Below are 19,868 nucleotides of genomic sequence, written 5' to 3' on the forward strand. Positions count from 1 at the left end.
ACATGGCCGACTCGGCCGTATGCCGACCGCTACAGCTTGGGAGCTTCCAGTGACCTCGGCGACTTTCTCCCGTATGCGCACGATGTCGGGCCGGCGGATGCGGGTCGCGGCCGTGGCCGCGTCCCTGGCCGGCGCGCTCGCCCTGACCGGGTGCAGCGGCGACGGCGACTCCGACGCCAAGGACGGCTCCTCGGCCGACCCCTCCGCGACCTCCAGCGCCGACACGGGCGGCGGTACGGGAGGCGGATCGGCGTCCGCCTCCGGTGAACTGGAGGGCAGCTGGCTCGCCACGACCGACGGCAAGGCCGTCGCGCTGGTCGTCACCGGCAAGCAGGCGGGCCTCTTCGCGACCGGCGGGACCGTGTGCAGCGGGACCGCCGGCGAGGAGGGCGGGATGAAGATGATCCGCCTGAAGTGCACCGACGGCAGCAAGGGCCGGGCGACCGGGATGGTCGACTCCGTCGACAAGTCGCAGCTGAAGGTGACCTGGGAGGGCGGCCTCGGCGCCGAGACGTACACCAGGTCGGAAGGCGGGAAGCTGCCGACGGGGCTGCCTACGGCCGGTCTGGGATCGTGATGTTTCATCGGTGACGTCCGCCCGATCAGTGCGGTGGCCTGCTGCAGATCCGTGCGGCAGTCACCGATGATCGGTGCGGAGACCGCCGCCCGCTCACCGAGCCACTCCCAGAGGACCCATGCGCGCCACTTCCCTCACCGTCGCCGCCCTCGCCGCGGCCCTCCTCCTGACCGCCTGCGACGACGGCGGGGCCGGGGACGGCAAGGCCCAGGACAGCAAGGCCGACTCCGCCTGTGTCGGCGAGCTGGCCGTTGAGTTCGGGCCCGCCAACGCCGCCCCCGCCGCCGGGGACACCGGCAACGTCCCCGTCACGGTCACCAACCGCGGCGGCGGCAAGTGCGTCCTGACCGGGCTGCCCACCGTCGAGTTCGACGCGGGCAGCACGTCGACGTCCGTCGCGGCCGACGAGGCGGCCGGGGCCGCCGCGTCGACGAAGACGACCCTCGTGAAGGAGGCCTCGACCTCCTTCACCCTCACCTACGTCCGGGGCGAGGAGGACGGCAGCAAGAGCCTCGCCGTGGAGACGGTCAAGGTCCGGCTGCCCGGGTCCGGCAAGACACAGAGCTTCAAGTGGTCGTACGGCGATGTCGCCCTGAAGAGCGACGGAAAAGCGCCGGACGCCTCGATGAGCGGATTCCAGCGGACCGGCGACTGACGCCGGTCCGGCGGTTCAGCGCAGCGGCCGGCGGGGAGCCACCTGTGCCCGGTCGGCCGCCCGCGAACCCTCCACCCAGCCCGCCTCGTCGCTGACGCCGCGCACCCGGGTCGTGGTCGTCTCCGGGAACATGCGGTCCAGGCGATCGGTGACCGCCACTTCGCGGGTGGCGAGGACGGGAAGCAGGTCCGGGGTCACCTGCGTCTGCGCAGCCACCGTCAGGCGGGTGCCGATGCGGTGGGCGTACGCCGCCAGGAAGGACTGCCGGAAGGTCTTGGTCCGCTTGCGGCCGCCCGCCCGCTGGGCCGCCTCCGCCTTCGTCATCGCCGTCTGGGCCTGCACGAGGAGCGAGGTGTAGAGCAGCTCGACCACCTCCAGGTCGGCCTCGAAGCCGACGACCGTGGAGAAGGCGAAGGGTTCGTTCCACACGGCTCGGCAGTGGTTGGCGGTCGCCACCGCGTCCAGCAGGACCGCCTTCGCCTGTTCGTACGGCGGTTCCACGCCGATCCGGCAAGCGCCGGGGGCGTCCTTCGTGCCCTGCGTACGCGTCGCGAGCAGCGCCTCGTCGATGCTGTACCGGGCCATCAACTCCTGCGCCTTGGCGCTGAGCGCCTCCGCCTCCTCCGGGAACCCGGTCGCCTCCGCCTTCGCGAGCAGTGCGCGGATGCGGGTGAGCATGCGGGACTCGGAGCCGGGGCGCCGCGCGGTCGGCCCGGCCGCCCCGGCCGGTTCGTCGAGGGGCTCCAGCGCGGGCAGGCGCAGCAGGAGGCGGTACAGCTCCAGGACGGCGCTCGCGTGCGAGAAGCGGTCGGCGCGGGGCGGGGTCTCGGCGGGCAGGTCCTCGAGCTGGGCGTTCCAGCGGGGGCCGCGGGGGCGGTCGTACGGCTGCTGCGCGTGGATCAGCGCCGAGAGCAGCCGTACGTGTACGTCCTCCAGTTCGCGCCGCACGAGCCGTACGACATCGGCGGGCTGCCAGCCGCGCCGCCAGGCCGCCGCGACGAACTCCTTGCCGCGCCTGGCGAGTTCGGCGTCCGAGGCGGGGTCGGCGGCGAGGAGGGAGGCGCCGGTGTCGAGGGCGGTGTCGGTGTCGGCGTAGAGGGCGTGCTCGAAGGCCCGGTCGACGGGGCCGGGTGCGGCGCTCGAACTGTTCGTACTGCTCACCTGGCGATGGTGCCACGGGGCGGGCGTCGGGCAGGCGGGGCCGCCGGGGAAGACCCGCAGACCCCGGATCGCCTGATGTCAACCACGGGTTGACACCCCCTGAGTGTCAACCTACGGTTGACACATGTCGACGAAACCGACCATCACGTCTTCCGTCCGTCTCGACGAACTCATCGCGGCCATCAAGAAGGTCCACCAGGAACCCCTCGACCAGCTCCAGGACGCGGTGATCGCCGGCGATCACCTCGGCGAAGTGGCCGACCACCTGATCGGCCATTTCGTGGACCAGGCCCGGCGATCGGGCGCCTCCTGGACCGACATCGGCAAGAGCATGGGCGTCACCCGGCAGGCCGCGCAGAAGCGGTTCGTGCCGAAGGAGTCCATCGACCTCGACCCGCAGCAGGGCTTCGGCCGCTACACGCCGCGTGCCCGGGGTGCGGTGGTCGCCGCCCACAACGAGTCCATCGCGGCCCGCAATTCCGAGGGCCGGCCCGAGCACCTGGTCCTCGGCCTGCTGGCCGACCCCGACGGCCTGGCCGCGAAGGCGATCACGGCGCAGGGCGTGCTCCTGGACTCCGTGCGCCAGGCCGCCACCGCGGCCCTGCCGCCCGCCGTCGACGAGGTGCCCGAGCTCGTCCCCTACGGCTCCGACGCCAAGAAGGTGCTGGAGCTGACGTTCCGCGAAGCTCTGCGTCTCGGCCACAACTACGTCGGCACCGAGCACATGCTGCTGGCCCTGCTGGAGTTCGAGAACGGCACCGGCGTCCTGTCCGGCCTCGGCCTCACCAAGCAGGCGGTGGAGAACTACGTCGTCGAGCTGCTCTCGCAGTTCCTGCAGAGCGGTGAGCAGACGAGCAAGGAGGCCCGCGAGCAGGACGAGGCGGGCGAGGCGCGGGGCTGAGGCGGGCGAAGGCTCAGGGCTGAGGCCGTTGTCAGACCCGGGTGCCACACTCGCAGCATGACCGACCGGTGGGCGCTCGCTCCGGCCGAGGACGGCGGCGTTGAGGTCGCCCCCCTCGGTCCGGACGGGCTGCCCGCGGGGCCGGTGCGCCGGGAGGCGGACCTGGCTCAGGCCGTGCGGGGGCGGCCCGACGTCGCGCGGTGGGTGTGGCGGTCCACCGCCGAGGTCTATCCGCGCCTGCTCGCCACGGGGGTGCGAGTGGAGCGGTGCTACGACATCGAGGACGCCGAGACCCTCCTCCTGGGCCACGAGGGGCGGTCCGGGGAGCCGAGATCCGCCGCCGCGGCCCTTGCCCGGCTGCGCCGGCGCCCCGTGCCGCCCGACCCTCCCCAGCGGTCCGCCGAACCCGGCTCCCAGTCCTCCCTCTTCGAGCCGCAGGCGGTCCATGTGCCGCTCGCCGACCTCGTCGAGGTGTACGCCGACCAGCAGCGCCGGCACGACAAGGCCGGGCATCCGGAGCGGATGCGGCTACTGACCGCGGCCGAGTCGGCGGGGATGCTGGTCGCCGCCGAGATGAACCGGGCCGGGCTGCCGTGGAGCGCCGAGGTCCACCGCCGGGTGCTGCACGAGCTGCTCGGTGAGCGGTATGCCGGGGGCGGGGAGCCGCGGCGGCTGGCCGAGCTGGCCGACGAGGTGTCCGCGGCCTTCGGGCGCCGGGTGCGGCCCGATCTGCCCGCGGACGTCATCAAGGCCTTCGCGCAGGCCGGGATCAAGGTCAGATCGACCCGTCGCTGGGAGATCGAGTCCCTCGACCATCCGGCGGTGAAGCCGCTGGTCGAGTACAAGAAGCTGTACCGGATCTGGGTGGCCCACGGCTGGTCCTGGCTGCAGGACTGGGTGCGCGACGGGCGGTTCAGACCGGAGTTCCTCGCGGGCGGGACGGTGACCGGGCGGTGGGTGACCAACGGCGGGGGCGGACTGCAGATTCCGAAGATCATCCGGCGGGCCGTGGTGGCCGACCCCGGCTGGCGGCTCGTGGTGGCGGACGCCGACCAGATGGAACCGCGGGTGCTCGCCGCGATCTCCCGTGACCCCGGGCTGATGGAGGTCGCGGGACGGGAGTCCGACCTCTACCAGTCGGTGTCGGACCGCGCCTTCTCCGGCGACCGCGCCCAGGCCAAGCTCGCCGTGCTGGGTGCCGTGTACGGCCAGACCTCCGGAGACGGGCTCAAGAACCTCGCCGCGCTCAGACGCCGTTTCCCCAAGGCGGTGGCCTACGTCGACGACGCGGCGCGGGCCGGTGAGGAGGGGCGGCTCGTGCGGACGTGGCTGGGGCGGACCTGTCCGCCGGCGGCCGGGGCGACGGACGACGCCGCCGAGGAGGCCGGCATTCCGGTGCCGGACGCGCCGGACGAACCCGCCGAGGGCTCCGGCCCACAGGAGTGGGGGCGGGGCTACGCCTCCACCAACGCCCGCGCCCGGGGCCGCTTCGCCCGCAACTTCGTCGTCCAGGGCAGCGCCGCGGACTGGACCCTGCTGCTGCTCGCTGCGCTGCGGCGGGCCTGCGCGGGCATGGCGGCGGAACTGGTCTTCTTCCAGCACGACGAGGTGATCGTGCACTGTCCCGAGGCAGAGGCCGAGACGGTCGTGACGGCGATCCGTGAGGCGGCCGAGCTGGCGGGGCGGCTGACGTTCGGGGATACGCCGGTGCGGTTTCCGTTCACCACGGCGGTGGTGGAGTGCTATGCCGATGCGAAGTGATCACCTGGCGTCCTCCAGCAGGCGGCGGAGCTCCTGGACGACCGCCTTCTCGTCGGTGCCGTCCAGCAGGTCGAGAGCCGTGCGCCACTCGGCTTGCGCGGCCTGGATGCGGCTCAGTTCCCGCAGCAGCAGACCGTACTGGTGCCGGGCCAGGCCGCCCATGTAGCGGTCGGCTCGGGCGTCGGCCCGGGTGAGGAGTTCCGCGCAGGCGTGGGTGGCGCGGTCGGTGTGACCGAGGAGGCGCAGGGCGCGGACCAGGCCGAGACGGGTCTGGGACTCGCCGTGCCAGTCGCCGTGGCCGCCGAGGATGCGCAGGCTCTCCTCGAAGTGGGCGGCGGCTGCCGCCGGTTCGCCGAGGGCGAGGTGGGCGTAGCCGATGTTGCAGTGGGCCGAGTGCTGCACGATGACGTTGCCGATCTCGTCGCCGATGGCGAGTGAGCGGCGGTGCTGCTCGATGGCGGCCCGGGGGTCGGTGTGCTCGTACAGGTTGCCGAGGTGGCTGTAGGTCACCGCCTCGCCGTGCGGGTCGCTCAACTGCCTTGAGTACTCCAGGCTCTGCCGCAGCGCCTCCCCCGACTCCTCGTATCGGCCGAGCCCTTCGAGCAGCAGGCCTCGGTTGTTGAGGCAACGGCGCGTCCAGGAGACGACTTCGAGACGCCGCCAGATCGCCAGGGCGCGGTCGTTGAGGTGGAGGGCCTCGGTGTGGCGGCCGGTCAGGAAGTGCAGACCGGCGAGGTCGCCCAGCGCGTATGCCTCGGCCGCGTCGTCCCCGAGCCGCGTCGCGAGGCGGAGTGCGGTCCGGCCCAGCGCCTCCATTTCGGCTACGTGGCCACTGCGTTGGAGGTAGGGGAAGAGGAGGCGGATGAGGGTGGAGAGGCCCTTACTGGGAGCGGGGGCGGTGGCGGCGGTAGCGGTGGCGGTGGCGGTGGCGTCGTGCTTGTCGCTGTCGCCGCCGCCGTGCTGCTCCACCAGCGCGACGATGTTCTCCAGTTCCGAGTCGCCCCAGGCGAAAGCGGCTTGGGGGCCGGGGAAGGGGGGCACCGTGGCCACGGTCGTCGTGTGCTCCGGCGGTTGGGTCGGGGTCGGGCGGCGGCGGTCGTCCTGGTCGAGGCCGGGTTCGACGATGGCGGTGAGGGTGCGTTCGGCTACGGCGGCGTACCAGCGCAGGGCGGTCTCGGTGACGTCGACTTCGCCCTCGGCGCCGACGCCTGCGCCGGCGGCGGCGAGTTCGCGGGCGAAGTCGCGCACCAGGTCGTGGGGGGCGTAGCGGCCGTACGCCGTCTCCTCCAGGAGGGCCACGTCGACGAGTCGGTCGAGGGCGGCTTCGGCGCGGCGCTCGTCGGTGCCGGTCAGGTGGGCCAGCAACGGTGCGCCGTACGCGGGCAGGTCGAGAGCACCGATGCGGCGCAGGGCGAGTGCCGCGTCCCGGTCGGCCTCACGTCCGGAGGCGGCGAGGGCGTCATGGGCGACGGCGAGGGAGCGGCGGACGCTCAGGTCGTCGTACTCCAGGTGGTGCAACCGGCTCTCGGCGTCGGCCAGTTGCGCGGCCAGCATGTCGGGGGTGAGCGCACTGCGGGCGGCGAGCCGGGCCGCGACGACGCGGAGGGCCAGCGGGAGGCCGCCGGTCAGGGTGATCAGGGGGTGGGTGGGGGTTGGGGGGCTGGTGGGGGTGAGGGCTTGACCCTCGGGGGCGAGCGCTTGGGGGTCGAGGGTTGAGTTTTGGCCCTCGGGGGTGCGGGCTTGGGGCCCGCTGCCGGGTGGGCTGCCGGCGCCGGCCTGGCGGGAGCCGCCCCCGCCGCCGCAGAAGCCGTCCCGCCCCGAAGCCGCGCGCAGCAGTGCCGCGCTCTCCTCGGCGGTGAGGGGCGTGAGCGGGAAGCGGCGGACGCCGTCCAGGGCCGTCAGCGGGGAGCGGCTGGTGACGATCACCGCGCAGCCCGGGCCCCCCGGGAGCAGCGGGCGTACCTGGGCGGCGTTCGCGGCGTCGTCCAGAAGCATGAGCGTGCGGGTCGGTGCGAGCAGCGAGCGCAGCAACGCGGCCGCCGCGTCCGGGTGTTCGGGGATGGAACGGGGGTCGGCGCCGAGGTCGCGCAGGAGTGCGGTGAGGGCCTGGCCGGGGGTGAGTGGCGGCATGCCGGGGGTGGCGCCGTGCAGGTTGACGTAGAGCTGGCCGTCGGGGAAACGATTCGCCAGCCCGTGCGCGGCTTCCAGCGCGAGGGCACTTTTGCCGACACCGGGCATGCCGCTGATGACGGCGACGGTGATGGCGGAGGGCCGGGCTGGAGTGGGGATGGCCACTGGGGCGAGGGTGCTGCGCAGGTTGGTGAGTACGGCAGTGCGGCCGGTGAAGTGGGCTGGCGGTGGGGGAAGTTGGGCGGGGCGGGGTGGTCGAGGTGGGCCGGCCGGAGTGTCCTCCTCAGGGAGGGCATCGGCCGGCGCAGGTCGCCGGACGGCGTCGTCTTCGCGCGTAGCGTCAGGGTTCGCGGCACCGTGGGCGACGTCGCCGTCGTTGGCAACGACAGAACCGACGGCCCCGCGCACTACGTCACCGCCCCCACCCGGCTCCCGCCCGATCCCCACGTCCGAACACCCTCGCAGCGAACCCCCAGTCCCTCCGGCTCCCCCCTCCGACCTCCCACGCAGCACCTCCACATGCGCCGCCCGAACCCCCACCCCCGGCTCCACCCCCAGCTCCTCGATCAGCCGCATGCGCAGATCACGATGCACGGCCAGAGCCTCGGCCCGGCGGCCCGTGCGGTGCAGGGCGAGCATCAGGTGACGGTGGAAGGACTCCCGTAGGGGATGCTCGGCGGCCAAGGCCGCGAGCTCGGGTACCAGGGCGTCGACGCGTGACCCGCCCACGCTCAGCTCGGCGTCGTAGCGCCACTCCAGGAGCAGGAGCCGCGCCTCCGCCAGGCGCTGGACGAGCGCGTAACCGCCCACCTCGGCGGGTAGGCCGGCCAGGGGCGTACCGCGCCACAGTGCGAGCGCTGCCGTGCTCTCGCGCAGGGTGCGCTGCCAGTCCCGGCCGGCATGGGCGACGCGGGCCGCGGCGACGCCGGTCACGAAGACGTCGACGTCCAGTTCGCCCTCGTCGACGCGCAGGACATAGCCGGGCGGCACCGCCCGCAGCCGTTCGGGGTCGTCGAGCAGTCGCCGTAGCCGGGCCACGTGGTTGTGCAGCGAGGCCCGCGCCGACGGGGGCGGTGCGCCGCCCCACAGCACGTCCGTCAGCGACTCGACGGAGACGACCCGGCCGCCTTCGAGCAGCAGGGTGGCGAGCAGGGCCCGCACCTTGGGGCTGCGGATGGTCCGGACGGCGCGGTCGGGACGGTCGGCGGGGTCGGGACGGTCGGGGCGGTGTGACTCGCTCGCCGGGGCGTCGTCGGGGCTGCGGCCACCGTAGGACCCGGAAGAGCCGTCGTCCGTCCCGGCCTCGAACACGACGGCCGGCCCCAGCAGTCCGAACCGCAGCCCGTACCGCTTCACGCCGCCACTGCCTTCCCACGCGACGGGCCCGCGCCCTGGTGTCTGACCTGTGTGCAACCCATGCACAACCCATGTACGACGGTTTCCCGCCACACCCTTCACGACGCTACTCGGCCACGAAACGTTCCATCCAGGTCGTCTCCCGTCACCGTCCGTCGACTTTGCGCCAACTGAACGACGCGGAAACGGAGCATCGTTGGCCACATGTTAGCGACCTGTTGGTGTGGCCTGATGTGATCACTTCATCGGATCTGGCCCGACGGTGCGCGCGTACGACGCGTAACTCGGGGGAGTGTCGCCGCCGCGGCCGGATTCGGGGACGTATGCGGGTCCCGGTCGGCGGAGGTGAACGACCGGGACCCGCGTCCCCATCCCCTCCCATCGCCTCCCCTCCCCGGCCCGCTGTGGCCATGTCGCCCCCCTTGGGGTTGGCTCTCAGATGACCGGCGGCCGTCCCAGCCGGCAGAGCCGCCACACCGTGCGCCACCCCATGGGCCGCCGCTCACCGGCAGGTTCCCGTACGCCCTCCAGGAAGCCGCCGAACCAGGCGCGCAGGCCGGCGGGCGACGAGCGGTTGCGTACGAGGGTGAGGAGCACCCACAGCCCGAGATGCACGGGAATCAGCGCGAGGGGCAGTCGGCGGCGGGTCAGCCAGACCCGGTTGCGGGCGTTCACCCGGTAGTAGATGGCGTGCCGGGCGGGCGAGGTCTTCGGATGCTGGAGGAGGAGTTCGGGCGCGTAGAGGATGCGCCAGCCCGCGTCGACGGCCCGCCAGGCCAGGTCCGTCTCCTCATGGGCGAAGAAGAACTCGGCGGGCCAGTCCCCCGTCTCGGCGAGCATCGCCATACGCAGTGCGTGCCCGCCGCCGAGGAACCCGGTGACGTATCCGCCCCGCAGCGGATCCGACTTGCCGATCCTGGGCACGTGCCGCTGCTGTGTCTCGCCGTGCTCGTCGGCGATGCGGAAGCCGACGATGCCGAGCCGGTCGTCGGCGGCGTACAGGTCACGCACCCGCCGCAGCACGCCGACGTCGACGAGGAGTCCGTCGTCGTCCAGCTCGACCACGACGTCGACGTCCCCGAAGTCGCGCAACCGGGCGAGGGCCGCGTTCCGTCCGCCCGGGCAGCCGAGGTTCTCGTCGAGTTCGATCGGCGTGAACTCACCGGGCAGCCCCAGCCGTGCGGCGAACTCGGGCAGCGGGCATCCGTTGCCGACGACGACGATCCGTGCGGGGGCGAGGTCCTGCTTGGCCACGGACTCGAGCAGCGCGTCGACCTCGGCGGGGCGGTTCCCCATGGTCACCACGGCGACAGCGATCCTCGGCTCCGTCATACCCTGCCCTCACCTCGTCCCGGCTGCGATTACCGCCGAGATGCTAGTGGTTCACGGTAAGGACGTCTCAATTTCTCCTTCTCGCAGGGCGATCGGCGGGCTACGTACGACGGCTACGCTCCAGGCCGCCGTACAACCAGGTGGTCTGCGACCGGAGACCGGCGTCCGTCTACGGGCCTCGTGCTCCGTGCCTCGCGCCTCGGGGCGAGGGCCGGCTCAGACCCGCAACGGGTTGGAACGCGTGGCCGCCATCAAGTACCAGGCGGTCGCCCCCACGTGCCGATACGGGTAGTACCCGAACCCGAACCCCGTGTCGAGCGGACTGCTGGCCGACACGACGCCCGCCCGCTCGGGAAGCGCCCGGCCACCGACGGTCTGACCCCCGCCGAGCAGATCCTGAGCCCGCTCGATGGAGTCGAGCAGCCGCCGCGCACGCGCCTCGTCACCGCGCCGGCGCCGTTCCCGCAGGGCGAGCGCGAGATGAGCGGTCCCCTCGAACCAGACGCCGTTGCGGTCGGGCCTGGGCTGGGAGTCGGCGATCGGGGCGTCCTCGTTCGCGAGGAGGCTTGCGGAACTGAAGGTGACACCGTCGTACGACTGCCCCGCCGGCACCGTGCTGTTGCGCCGCCCGGCGTGGTCGAGGACGGCCAGTTCGCGCGCCGCCCAGTCCAGCGAACGGGCGTGGGCGCGGGAGTCGAGGGCGAGGTGGGTCCAGGTCTGGGTGTCCTCGGGGAGCGGCGACTTGTTGACGGTCACCCCGTCATTGGTGCCGGTGTAGAAGAACCCTCCGTCCGGCTCCCACATCCTCATCACGAAGCCCTCGGCACGCGCCCGCCGAGCCAGCCACACCCTCTCCCCCGTGAGCCGGGCGAGCCGGCCGAAGAGGCAGAGGAGGTCGGTGTTGTGCTCGGTGGAGGTGAAGGGCAACTTCTCGTCGGCGCCGTTGACCCCGAACTTGTATCCCCCGAGCGGTTCATCGGTACGCCCGTTCCGCTCGATCCACTCCCCGATCCGCACGGCACCGCCCAGGAACCGCCGCTCCCCCGTCCGCCGCGCAAGCGCGCTGAGCGCGATCCCGGCCCACGCCATGTCCCCCACGGCCGTGCCCGTGAACCCGAACTGCGTCCCGACATTGACGGACCCGTCCGCCCGCACGAACCCGTCCGGCTGCCGCGAGCCGTCGTAGAAGGTGTACGGCCCGACGTTGTACCCCTGCCGGAGCCGGCCGTCATCGTGCACCGGGTCGTGCTGCTGGGCGTACAGCAGCGCATCCCCGAGCACGACGGCACGCTCCCGCCCGTCGGCGGTGCGGGCGGCGAGGAGGGCGAGGATCGCGAGGGCGTTGTCGTAGGTGAAGGCGGTGCTGAAGAGGCCCGCCTGGTCGGTGTAGCTCTGGGCGAGGCGGGTGGGGCCGTGGTCGGGGTGGGCGTCCATGGCGGCGGTGAGGAAGGCTTTGGCCCTGCCTTGAGCGGCGGGCGCGGCGGCGTGAGCAGTGCCCGCTCCGGCCGCGGTGAGCAGCACAGCTCCGAGGCCGGCTCCGAGGAGGCCGCGACGGCTGAAGTCCGGTGCTTGGCTGCCGGTGCTGCCGATCACGCTGTTTGTGCTGTTCATTCTGTTCATGCCGTTCAGACCATTCACGCCGTCCACGCCGTTCATGGGTCTCCCTTGGCCGTCTTTGAGAGCGCTCTCATGAGTGCGTGGTCATTCTGGTGGGGCGGGTGGGGTGGGTCAACAGACGGGAGAGGGACAGCAGTTGAGGAGGCCGTCATCAGCGATCGCGCCTCGTTCATGGTCGCGCGGCATGGAAGGACGAGGGCCTCCCGAAGAGGGTCCGGAAGGCGGACGGAGGAAGTACCTCAACTGAGGCGCCCCTGCTTCTCTGCTCGCGCATCGCTGACGCAAGCTTCCACGCGGCACCCCGGGCGCGCGACGCGTACCCCGAGCAACACAAAGGCCAGGTCGCGGGCTACGTGACCTGGCCTTTTTCAGAGCCGCCTTCGGGATTCGAACCCGAGACCTACGCATTACGAGGGCCTGCATGATCGTGACGGGTGGTGCTGGGCAGTGCCACTCAATCCCATTTCCGCAGATCAGAGGCCCGCGACCTTGATCGACGTGACGGCTGGTCCAACCTGGTGCCGCCCAATCCGCTCACGCAGCGCTCACGCAGCACTGACGCCCGCCGTGACATGGCCTGAAGCCCCGCGTCGCCCATTCAGAACAGAGAGGTAGGAGAATCACCCAAATTGCGAGCCTCCTCGGAGGAGGCCACAAGTGCGCTGCATTCCGAAACGATGCGCGGCCACTCCGTTAGGACCTCTCGCCCAACAACAAGCTCATCCAAAATTCCGGAGTATAGCAAGTCGACCGCGCGCCGGATGTCCGACTTCCTGCTGTTCCACTGATCCTTGCCATCAATAATTGCATAGTGGTTAACGTGGATGTTGAACTCATCCTCGAACATACGGAGTTCGAGCCCTACTAGATGCAATTCATAAATGGCGTCTGACATCTTCGAACCGCCGCCGGTCTTTCCCCAGTATTCCTTGATCTCCCAGATTGCGACGGGATTAAGGAGATCAGGCATTGCACCATCAAGACGCCGTGGAGACACCCAGATATACTCGTCCGAAACCAGCGCGGCCCTGCTTTGCGGGTTCGTGTCTACAGGCACACCGGTCTTACGACACTCTCGGTAAACAATAGCATCTACGGTATTGACGAGCGCCTTGGATGACTTATGATAACCTTCGAGTTTAACGCCATAGCTCTGCAGGACCTGATCGGAAACGCTGGCATATTCTGCCTTCGCCTGCTCCTCGGTTCGCATCAGATCTAGAAGCGAGTCGGCAACCGCCCTGCGCTTACTCCAATAGGCCGAAAGGCGATCCAGAACCCCATCATGATTTTTTAGGTAGCTGATCATACCTCCGGCAGCGGGGGTTCCGACCGAGCGAAGAACCGACATGATTTCAGGAGGTTCGATCGCCGACGCGTACCTGCCGCGCTGCGTTGCCGATTGGTCCGCCAGCATTCGCACTACGTGCCAGAACGGGTCATCCCATCGCGCCGCAGCAAATCCAGGCTCTCGCTTCATCAGCTTCCGCCTTCACTATGCAGTAGCAGCTCCGCAGGAGCTACGTTTAGTGCGCGCGCAAGCCGGTGGATGTTGACCAGGCTGACATTTCGCTCGCCGCGTTCCACACTTCCGATGTATGTGCGGTGCAATCCTGCAAGTTCAGCGAGGCCCTCCTGTGATAATCCCCTCGCCTCGCGGAGCTCTCTCACCCGCAGGCCGAACTTGACCAAGACCGCACGATCATCCACAAAACCTGTAGACTGCCCGCCGTGACGACGATGGGTCTACAGACTATGAGTAGCAATCAGCAGGGTGAGGGCAAGTCCTTCCTCAAGTGGGCCGGCGGGAAGACCAGGTACGCCGATCAGCTGGCCGCAATCGCCCCACCGTCATACGGTCGCTACTTCGAACCATTCATGGGAAGCGCAGCCCTCTTTTTTGAGCTGGGCCATGCGGATTCATCACTGTCTGACGCGAACCCTGAATTGGTCATCTGCTTTCAGCAAGTGGCTAAAGATCCTGAGAAAATCATGGCTCTTCTTGACGAAATGCCAAATAACCGCGAATTCTACAATGCGGAGCGCTCAAAATCCCCCGAAGATCTTTCGGATTTCGACCGCGCGGCTCGCGTCATCTATCTCAACAAGACCGGTTTTCGTGGACTCTGGCGAGTGAATAGAAAAGGTGGTTTCAACGTTCCCTACGGCGCGTATGACCGCCCGTATTACAATCGGTCAACGCTGCTCGCCGCCTCCGCCGCCCTTCAGTCCGCGGAAATTCAACATCGCGACTTCGAGGTGGCACTAAAAGAGGCGACGTCCGGAGACTGGGTGTACCTTGACCCTCCCTACATCCCTCTAAGCCAATTCTCTGACTTCAAACGATACACGGCTGGTCAGTTCGGCGAGGAGGATCAGAGGCGACTCGCTTCTGCCATGCTGGAGGCCAGTAGTCGGGGAGTTCACGTAACCATGACGAACAGTGACACTCCGCTCGCCTTGGAAATCTTCTCGGACTTCCACGTTGCTCGCATGGCTACACGTAGGGACATCAATTTGCAATCCCAGAGCCGAGGTAGCTGGGACTTGGTTTTCACTAACTACGAATGCAGCCTCCCTATGCGAGAAAAGGCGACTTCCCTCGTTGACGCCGGGGCGTCCGAGGATGAGGATTTGGCGCTTTTTAGTCTGCAGCAAGAGGAAGCTACCCCCAAGCCTTCGGAGGTCCGCGCATGGGCTCGCGGAGTTGGGTTGGAGGTTTCTGCGCGAGGTCGGATTCGGCCAGAAATCATTGCCGCCTGGCGCGCGGCGCAGTCTAACGGCGAAACTGATTCATAATTCGGGCACCCTGATACCGCTCTTCGCGGATTTCGGCCACGGAAACCGAGAAAAGCCCGCTACTCAACGTATTCTCTGGCAATTCCCCGGGAGCCTGAACGGTGCCATCGAAGAGCAACGCCCTGCCTGCCGTCCAGGGCGCGGCCATTTTCGTTCTGTGCTTGTTCTCGTCGAGCGACCAGTGAGGCAACCAGGAATCACACTACGCTCGTGTGCACGAAGCCCAGCGTGGTGAGTCGCTCCGTGCGGCATAGGTGGTCCGAGGCGCCGCCGACTTCGGTCTGGAGGAGCTGGTAGGCCGCGCTGTGAATCTGACCCCAGTGCATGGCTGCGCGCCATAAGTGCCGGCCGAGACCGTGCCCGCGCTCCTTTGGGTGCACGGCGAAGTACTGCGGCATGAGCTGGGCGACACCTGCGGGATCGGGGCGGATCTCCATCGGACCGATGGCACCGACAACATTGCCCTCCAACACGGCGACAAGGACCGGCCCGCATCCCTTGGCCTTCATCTGACGGTCAAGGAAGACGAAGCCATCGCTTGCCATGATCCGAGCAAAGTTGCTGAACGTGTCGCGTACCAATGCCGGCCAGTCGTCAAGGCGACGGACCGGGCCGTCAGATACCGGACAGTGCCGCACCGAAAAGTCCTGGAGCTGGATACGGAGGCCGCGGGGGCGTGGTGTCTCCGGGCCCAGGGGCCGGACGACGCGGGCGGTGCCTGCTCTATGGACGGCAGCGAGTTTGACGGCGAGCTCGGCGGCCCGGTCCAGGATGTCGCCCCGGTGGCCGTAGGCGAAGACCTTCACCGCTCCCCGGCCACGAGTCAGCAGAGTTGGGATGAGCGTGTGGTCGGGGTGGTGCACGACGTCGTCGAGGAGAACGGCCTCCTGCTTCTCGGTGCCCCAGCGGCGATCCTTGTCGTACGGCAGGAAGTGGCGCTCAGTGGCGGCCGCGACCAGAGTGGCCTCGAAGAGGTCCACGGTCAGGGCGTGCGGGTGGACGGGGCCGAGGGTGGGCACGACCGGTGCGGTGAGCACGGGGCGGAGCCAGTCCCAGCGGAAGAGCATGCGGGCACCTTAGCGCTGTACGTGAGGGTGCTCCGGCCCGTCAGTGGGACTGGCCGGAGCACATCAGTCAGGTCGGGTTAGTGGGGGTTGTCGTCGCCGGCGTCGCAGGAGCACTCGGCGCTCTCGACGACGTCGTCCAGGTCCGCGACGAGCGTCACGGCGGCCGAGGCCACCGGGGGCGCCGCGCGGCGGGCACTGCTGAGTGCGCCGGTCAGGATCTGGACCGGTACGGGTCGGGACGTCATGGGGTCACCTTCTCTTTCTCCGTGTCTCCGTGCTGGCAGTAGCTGTACAGCGGCGCCTTCGCCTCCTGGTAGTGCTTGGCCAGGGGGCGGCAGACCCGGCAAGTGCCGGACAGGGCGCAGCCCTCGCACCCTCCAGTGCGAAGCATCAGGCGGTCGGCGATCGTGCCGAGCCGTCGCAGTCCTTCGATGCCTTCAGTCATGAGGTCGATCTGGTCGTCGCGGCCGACCTTGCAGATCGAGACCTTGGCGTGGGGGTCGGCGTGGAAGAAGGTGTGGCCGGCGTTGCATCCGGCAAACGGTTTGCGCTGGCGCAGGTGGTCCGCGGACTGAGCGAGGAGCGGTTCGCCGCCGCCATAGATCGTCGGGGTCATGTTGGTGTACGCGTGATGCTCCACGCCCCACTCCCGTGCGAGCGCGGCCATCTCGTCGGCTTCGCTCGCGTTGTCCTCGGTGACGACGATGTTGATTCACCTCACGGGCTCCGGTCAGGCCGCCGAGGCACGCGGACAGTCGCCGCGTTCGGTCCTCGACCGTCACGGCGGTGCTGCCGTCAGTCAGGGCCGTGGTGTGCGTGATCAGGATGTGTGCGATCTCGCGGCCGTCTGGTCCGGAACCCTGCCAGGTCCAGGCGGCGAGCGACACCAGGAGGCGCAGTTCAGGGCCGGATGGGGTGAGGGTGACGCTCATGATGGCGTCCCACCCGGGGCTTTGAAGCACGACCAGACGATCTTCCCGAACGGGGTGCGGTCCTCCACCCCCCAGCCGTCGGCAAGCGCGGTCACCAGGAGCAGCCCGCGCCCAGCGGTGTCCGTGTCGCAAGGCCGACGAGGGCGGGGTTGTAGGCGGCGGCTGTCGTGTACTTCCAGGCGTACGGCCTCGTCGTCGGCATCGAGTCTGACGAGAAAGCCGTGGCCGGGGGCGGTCCCGTGGAGCATGGCGTTGGTGGCGAGTTCGGAGACGCAGAGTCGGACGTCTTCGCCTCGGTCCAGCAAACCCCAGCTGGTCAGGGCCTCGGTGGTGAAAGTCCTCGCCTCGCCGACCGATTCGGGCCGGGACTCGAAGAACCTCTGGATCGTCTTGGTCATCGCGATGGTCCTCATGACTCGGCATCCACGACGCGAGTGGTGCCGGAGTGCGGACGGTGGACGAGACCGCATCGAGAGGCGGTCGAGTGGGCGGGACGCGGGCGCCGGACCAACAGCAGCCGAGCACCGGCCGATTCGATCTGTCGCCCGCGTTCGGCTGCTATGGCCTTCGGGCCTAGGTGCGACATGGCGGGGGCGACGACGCCGTAGACGTCCGGCAGCGCCAGCACGTCGAGGAGACCGGTGAACGCCGCTGACGCCGGTCCGGCAGAGTCGCGGTCGGTGAAGAGGCCCGACAACTGCAGCTCGTGGCTACGGCAGTACTCGACCAGCGAGGCGGCCAGCGCTTCCTGCCGTGCTCGGGTTACGTGTGCCAGCCGCAGGAAGCCGTAGACGACTGGGCCGCTGACCAGGCGATGTTCCGTAAGAGGTTCCATGCTTGGGACCCTCCAAAGGCTCGACACGTGGTGACGTTCCGAGCATGGCGTCGGACCAACTCGTCGGAAATCACCGCCTGTTCTACTTCCGTTCCACTTCCGTCCCGCCGTCTCGTCAGGTCTGCTTCGATGGCTGGTGGAAGGGAGCGACGCGTGGCGACCGTGCACCACTGGACCGGGCTTGAGGCCAAGGCATTGCGGCTCGCCCTGCGGCTGAGCGTGCGGGCCTTCGCCGAGCGCCTGGGACTGGCGGTCGCGACCGTGTCCAAGTGGGAGAGCAAGCTCGCCGCTACCGAGCCGAGACCCGATACCCAGGCCATCCTCGACACCGCCCTCGGACGAGCGGACGCCGCGGTCCACCTGCGCTTCGAGACGCTCCTGTCGGAGATGGCCGACATCGTGCCGACAGTCGGCAGACGTATCGTCGCGTCCGGCCCTCGGGCGTGGGAGTACGAGTCCTGGGCTGACGACCTCGACCGTGTCGTGGTCGCCCTGTCCCGGCAGAACTTCGCCTTCGCCGACAGCCTTCTCACCCGGTGGCTGAGCCGGTTCAAGGCCCATGAGCTGGACGAGAAGGGCCTGTACCTGTTTGCCCGTTCCACCGCTCTGCTCGGCGACCTCAAACGCGACCAAGGCGTCGTCCTGGGCCCGCTCTCGGCCCAGCACTCCTACGCCGGTGCCCGTACGGTCTTCAGCCAGCTCGACATCCCGCGCCGCGTCGCCCAGCTCGATCTGTCGCTCGCGGTCGTCACCGAGATGTCCGGCAAGCTGGAAGTGGCCGCCCGTAACTACGAGACCCTCGCCGTCGACGACCGGCTCTCCCGCCGCGACCGGGCTCGTGCACGGCTGTGGGTGGGGACGGCGCTGAGCAAAGACGGCGAGCACGACTACGCGACCCGCGTCATGCAGGCAGCGACCCGCGAGTTCGAAGACCTCACGGAACCGGACGACTGGTCGGTGGCCCACCAGAAGCTCGCCCTGGCCCGCCGTGGTGCCGGCGACCTTTCCCAAGCCCTGCAGTTCATTGATATCGCCCGAAGCAGCGGGACGACCGACTCACCGATGCAACGCGTACGACTGGACACCGCTCATGGCCACATCCTGCTCTCCGATACGGCGACCCAGGATGATGGAATCCTCGTCCTCGATCAGGCCGCCAAGGTGGCCGCGCAGTACGGACTCGTGCACCAACTGCGCAGCATCGAGGGCGTCAAGGCCATGAGTGAGGGGCCGACCGGGCCCCGGCAACGGTGACCAGGGAGAACGCGTGCGCAACGACCATCAGGGCATCACCGAGGACCAGTGGCACCAGGCCAAGCTGATCTGGGACTACCACCAGATGCAGCACAAGCTGCGGCCCGTCGACGTGGCGATCGGACTGGGAAGCCACGATCTCGGCGTCGCGACCCGCTCCGCCGAGCTGTACCGTGCCGGGCTGTTCCAGACGCTGGTGTTCACCGGCGGCAACAGCCCCACCACCGCCAAGGTCTTCCCTCGTGGGGAGGCGATCCACTTCCGTGAGCACGCCATCGGGCTCGGTGTCCCTGCCGACGCCATCCTGCTGGAGCCCCACGCAGCCAACACTGGAGAGAACATCACGCTCTCCCGCGAGGTCCTCGCCGCCTCCGGCTTCCATCCGGCCACGGTGCTGTTGGTCTCCAAGCCGTACATGGAACGGCGATCGTTCGCGACCGCCCGCAAGCTGTGGCCCGACATCGAGTTCCTCTGCGCGTCGGAGCCGCTGGAGTTCGACGACTACCTGAAGAGCATCGGGGACGAGAAGCTCGTTCTGGACATGCTCGCCGGCGACCTCCAGCGGGTCATCGAGTATCCGAAGCTCGGATTCGCCATCGAGCAGGAAGTCCCCGAGGACGTACATGCAGCGTACGAATCTCTCATTCGCTCCGGCTTCACCAGCCGCCTCATCGCCTCGTGAACAGCCCGCTCCCGGCGGGCTGTGCGCGATCCACCAGCCCAACCTGTTCCCGCGGCTGATGACACTGGCCAAGCTGTTCGCGGCGGACTACTGGATCGTCCTGGACGATGTGCAGTTCACCCGCCGCGACTACCAGCACCGAGCGCGCCTCGCCGCCATCGACGCACCAGGCCGCCAGCAGTGGCTCTCCATCCCCACCCATCTCCCGAGCGGGCGATCCACCCTCATCCGAGACGCGCTGGTCGACAACGCGGAACTCGCGCGCCGCAGGACCGCCGGAATGCTGCGGCAGAACTTCGGAGCCAGCCCGCACTGGCCCTCTCTCGCCCAAGCGCTGGACCCGGTGTTGGACTCCTTCGCCACCGGCCGGACCTCGGTGATAGCTGAGACCTCCACCCGCGTGCTGCTCGACCTGCTCGGCTGGCGGGGCCGGATCCTCAGGAGCAGCCTCCTGTCCGCCAGGCCAGGCCGCTCCCTCCGGCTCGCCGACCTGGCCGCCGCGACGGGTGCTCACGCGTACCTGTGCGGGACCGGCGGCATGACCTATCTCGACCCCGTCCCGTTCGCTGCCAGGAACATCACCGTGGCTGCCTTCCGGCCCCCGACCACCGGCATCTGGTCGACCGCACGCCGACTCAGCGCCCTGTGGGCACTGTCGTCGCTCAGCCCTGACACCCTGGCTTCCCGTCTCCATGCCGTTGCCGACGACCATGACGCACTCCGGGCCACCGCGCCTGAACTGCGGTCATCGGCAACGTCTGTCTGAGGTGACAGCAGTCCGGAGCCACGAAAGGCTGCCTCCTGCAACC

Annotated in this window: 18 protein-coding genes and 1 pseudogene; 8 read left to right on the forward strand and 11 right to left on the reverse strand. The window is 69.3% G+C overall.

Features of this window, described 5'->3' with window-relative positions; all coding sequences use genetic code 11:
- The first annotated feature begins 97 nt into the window (after positions 1–97).
- A complete protein-coding gene (locus tag OHT51_RS19275; protein WP_328884374.1) occupies positions 98–577 on the forward strand; it encodes a hypothetical protein in 480 nt (159 codons plus the stop codon).
- Between the two features lie 118 nt (positions 578–695).
- Complete coding sequence (locus OHT51_RS19280) at positions 696–1,232, forward strand: DUF4232 domain-containing protein (RefSeq protein ID WP_328880173.1); 537 nt, start codon at positions 696–698, stop codon at positions 1,230–1,232.
- A 15-nt stretch (positions 1,233–1,247) separates the two neighbouring features.
- Here the strand turns inward: OHT51_RS19280 and OHT51_RS19285 are convergent, their stop codons facing one another.
- Entirely contained in the window at positions 1,248–2,393 is a 1,146-nt protein-coding gene (locus tag OHT51_RS19285; RefSeq protein ID WP_328880174.1) for a DUF2786 domain-containing protein, read from the reverse strand.
- Positions 2,394–2,517: 124 nt separating this feature from the next.
- On the opposite strand from OHT51_RS19285, the gene OHT51_RS19290 reads away from it, so the two are divergent.
- Both OHT51_RS19290 and OHT51_RS19295 read left to right on the forward strand, forming a co-directional pair.
- A complete protein-coding gene (locus OHT51_RS19290) occupies positions 2,518–3,294 on the forward strand; it encodes a Clp protease N-terminal domain-containing protein (RefSeq protein WP_328880175.1) in 777 nt (258 codons plus the stop codon).
- Positions 3,295–3,351: 57 nt separating this feature from the next.
- A complete protein-coding gene (locus OHT51_RS19295) occupies positions 3,352–5,055 on the forward strand; it encodes a bifunctional 3'-5' exonuclease/DNA polymerase (protein WP_328880176.1) in 1,704 nt (567 codons plus the stop codon).
- Here the strand turns inward: OHT51_RS19295 and OHT51_RS19300 are convergent, their stop codons facing one another.
- From OHT51_RS19300 to OHT51_RS19320, 5 genes are all read right to left on the reverse strand, one after another.
- A complete protein-coding gene (locus tag OHT51_RS19300) occupies positions 5,056–8,541 on the reverse strand; it encodes a BTAD domain-containing putative transcriptional regulator (protein WP_328880177.1) in 3,486 nt (1,161 codons plus the stop codon).
- 435 nt (positions 8,542–8,976) lie between these two features.
- Positions 8,977–9,873: a glycosyltransferase family 2 protein gene (locus OHT51_RS19305; RefSeq protein ID WP_328880178.1), complete on the reverse strand. Its 897-nt coding sequence runs from the start codon at positions 9,871–9,873 to the stop codon at positions 8,977–8,979.
- Positions 9,874–10,089: 216 nt separating this feature from the next.
- Entirely contained in the window at positions 10,090–11,484 is a 1,395-nt protein-coding gene (locus tag OHT51_RS19310) for a Tat pathway signal sequence domain protein (RefSeq protein WP_328880179.1), read from the reverse strand.
- 604 nt (positions 11,485–12,088) lie between these two features.
- Positions 12,089–12,970 carry a DUF7687 domain-containing protein gene (locus OHT51_RS19315; protein ID WP_328880180.1) on the reverse strand — a complete coding sequence of 294 codons (882 nt, stop codon included), beginning with the start codon at positions 12,968–12,970 and terminating at the stop codon, positions 12,089–12,091.
- Positions 12,970–13,200 (reverse strand): helix-turn-helix domain-containing protein, encoded by a 231-nt coding sequence (locus OHT51_RS19320; RefSeq protein WP_328880181.1) that lies wholly within the window; start codon positions 13,198–13,200, stop codon positions 12,970–12,972. Before OHT51_RS19320 ends, OHT51_RS19315 begins: the two co-directional genes overlap by 1 nt.
- A 30-nt stretch (positions 13,201–13,230) precedes the next feature.
- Between OHT51_RS19320 and OHT51_RS19325 the strand changes: the two genes are divergently transcribed.
- Positions 13,231–14,289 carry a Dam family site-specific DNA-(adenine-N6)-methyltransferase gene (locus OHT51_RS19325; protein ID WP_328884375.1) on the forward strand — a complete coding sequence of 353 codons (1,059 nt, stop codon included), beginning with the start codon at positions 13,231–13,233 and terminating at the stop codon, positions 14,287–14,289.
- A 197-nt stretch (positions 14,290–14,486) separates the two neighbouring features.
- On the opposite strand, the gene OHT51_RS19330 is transcribed toward OHT51_RS19325, so the two are convergent.
- The 5 genes and pseudogenes from OHT51_RS19330 to OHT51_RS19350 all read right to left on the reverse strand — a co-directional run bounded on the left by OHT51_RS19330 (position 14,487) and on the right by OHT51_RS19350 (position 17,123).
- The gene (locus tag OHT51_RS19330) at positions 14,487–15,356 is read right to left on the reverse strand and encodes a GNAT family N-acetyltransferase (protein ID WP_328880182.1); all 870 of its coding nucleotides are present in this window, start codon (positions 15,354–15,356) and stop codon (positions 14,487–14,489) included.
- Positions 15,357–15,433: 77 nt separating this feature from the next.
- On the reverse strand, positions 15,434–15,601 hold the full coding sequence (locus OHT51_RS19335; RefSeq protein ID WP_328880183.1) for a hypothetical protein: 168 nt from the start codon (positions 15,599–15,601) through the stop codon (positions 15,434–15,436).
- Positions 15,598–16,068, reverse strand: a pseudogene (locus tag OHT51_RS19340) (radical SAM protein); the annotation flags it as partial. The gene OHT51_RS19335 and the pseudogene OHT51_RS19340, both read right to left, overlap by 4 nt.
- A 216-nt stretch (positions 16,069–16,284) precedes the next feature.
- Positions 16,285–16,686, reverse strand: coding sequence for an ATP-binding protein (locus tag OHT51_RS19345; RefSeq protein WP_190084019.1), 402 nt, complete (start codon positions 16,684–16,686; stop codon positions 16,285–16,287).
- A gap of 11 nt (positions 16,687–16,697) precedes the next feature.
- Entirely contained in the window at positions 16,698–17,123 is a 426-nt protein-coding gene (locus tag OHT51_RS19350) for a hypothetical protein (protein ID WP_328880184.1), read from the reverse strand.
- A 153-nt stretch (positions 17,124–17,276) separates the two neighbouring features.
- On the opposite strand from OHT51_RS19350, the gene OHT51_RS19355 reads away from it, so the two are divergent.
- The 3 genes from OHT51_RS19355 to OHT51_RS19365 are packed head-to-tail and all read left to right on the forward strand — an operon-like array spanning position 17,277 to position 19,825.
- Complete coding sequence (locus OHT51_RS19355) at positions 17,277–18,377, forward strand: helix-turn-helix domain-containing protein (protein ID WP_328880185.1); 1,101 nt, start codon at positions 17,277–17,279, stop codon at positions 18,375–18,377.
- Positions 18,378–18,390: 13 nt separating this feature from the next.
- Positions 18,391–19,059 carry a YdcF family protein gene (locus tag OHT51_RS19360; protein ID WP_328880186.1) on the forward strand — a complete coding sequence of 223 codons (669 nt, stop codon included), beginning with the start codon at positions 18,391–18,393 and terminating at the stop codon, positions 19,057–19,059.
- The gene (locus tag OHT51_RS19365; RefSeq protein ID WP_443052510.1) at positions 19,001–19,825 is read left to right on the forward strand and encodes a WbqC family protein; all 825 of its coding nucleotides are present in this window, start codon (positions 19,001–19,003) and stop codon (positions 19,823–19,825) included. The genes OHT51_RS19360 and OHT51_RS19365 overlap by 59 nt, the downstream gene beginning before the upstream one ends.
- Positions 19,826–19,868: the final 43 nt, after the last annotated feature.

This window comes from Streptomyces sp. NBC_00299, from assembly GCF_036173045.1.
Taxonomy (GTDB): domain Bacteria; phylum Actinomycetota; class Actinomycetes; order Streptomycetales; family Streptomycetaceae; genus Streptomyces; species Streptomyces machairae.

Coding starts and splice junctions, on each gene's coding strand:
- OHT51_RS19275 (WP_328884374.1), top strand. CDS start 98: ATGCGGGTCGCGGCCGTGGCCGCGTCCCTGGCCGGCGCGCTCGCCCTG.
- OHT51_RS19280 (WP_328880173.1), top strand. CDS start 696: ATGCGCGCCACTTCCCTCACCGTCGCCGCCCTCGCCGCGGCCCTCCTC.
- OHT51_RS19290 (WP_328880175.1), top strand. CDS start 2,518: ATGTCGACGAAACCGACCATCACGTCTTCCGTCCGTCTCGACGAACTC.
- OHT51_RS19295 (WP_328880176.1), top strand. CDS start 3,352: ATGACCGACCGGTGGGCGCTCGCTCCGGCCGAGGACGGCGGCGTTGAG.
- OHT51_RS19305 (WP_328880178.1), bottom strand. CDS start 9,873: ATGACGGAGCCGAGGATCGCTGTCGCCGTGGTGACCATGGGGAACCGC.
- OHT51_RS19310 (WP_328880179.1), bottom strand. CDS start 11,484: ATGAACAGCACAAACAGCGTGATCGGCAGCACCGGCAGCCAAGCACCG.
- OHT51_RS19315 (WP_328880180.1), bottom strand. CDS start 12,970: ATGAAGCGAGAGCCTGGATTTGCTGCGGCGCGATGGGATGACCCGTTC.
- OHT51_RS19325 (WP_328884375.1), top strand. CDS start 13,231: ATGGGTCTACAGACTATGAGTAGCAATCAGCAGGGTGAGGGCAAGTCC.
- OHT51_RS19330 (WP_328880182.1), bottom strand. CDS start 15,356: ATGCTCTTCCGCTGGGACTGGCTCCGCCCCGTGCTCACCGCACCGGTC.
- OHT51_RS19335 (WP_328880183.1), bottom strand. CDS start 15,601: ATGACGTCCCGACCCGTACCGGTCCAGATCCTGACCGGCGCACTCAGC.
- OHT51_RS19345 (WP_190084019.1), bottom strand. CDS start 16,686: ATGACCAAGACGATCCAGAGGTTCTTCGAGTCCCGGCCCGAATCGGTC.
- OHT51_RS19350 (WP_328880184.1), bottom strand. CDS start 17,123: ATGGAACCTCTTACGGAACATCGCCTGGTCAGCGGCCCAGTCGTCTAC.
- OHT51_RS19365 (WP_443052510.1), top strand. CDS start 19,001: ATGCAGCGTACGAATCTCTCATTCGCTCCGGCTTCACCAGCCGCCTCA.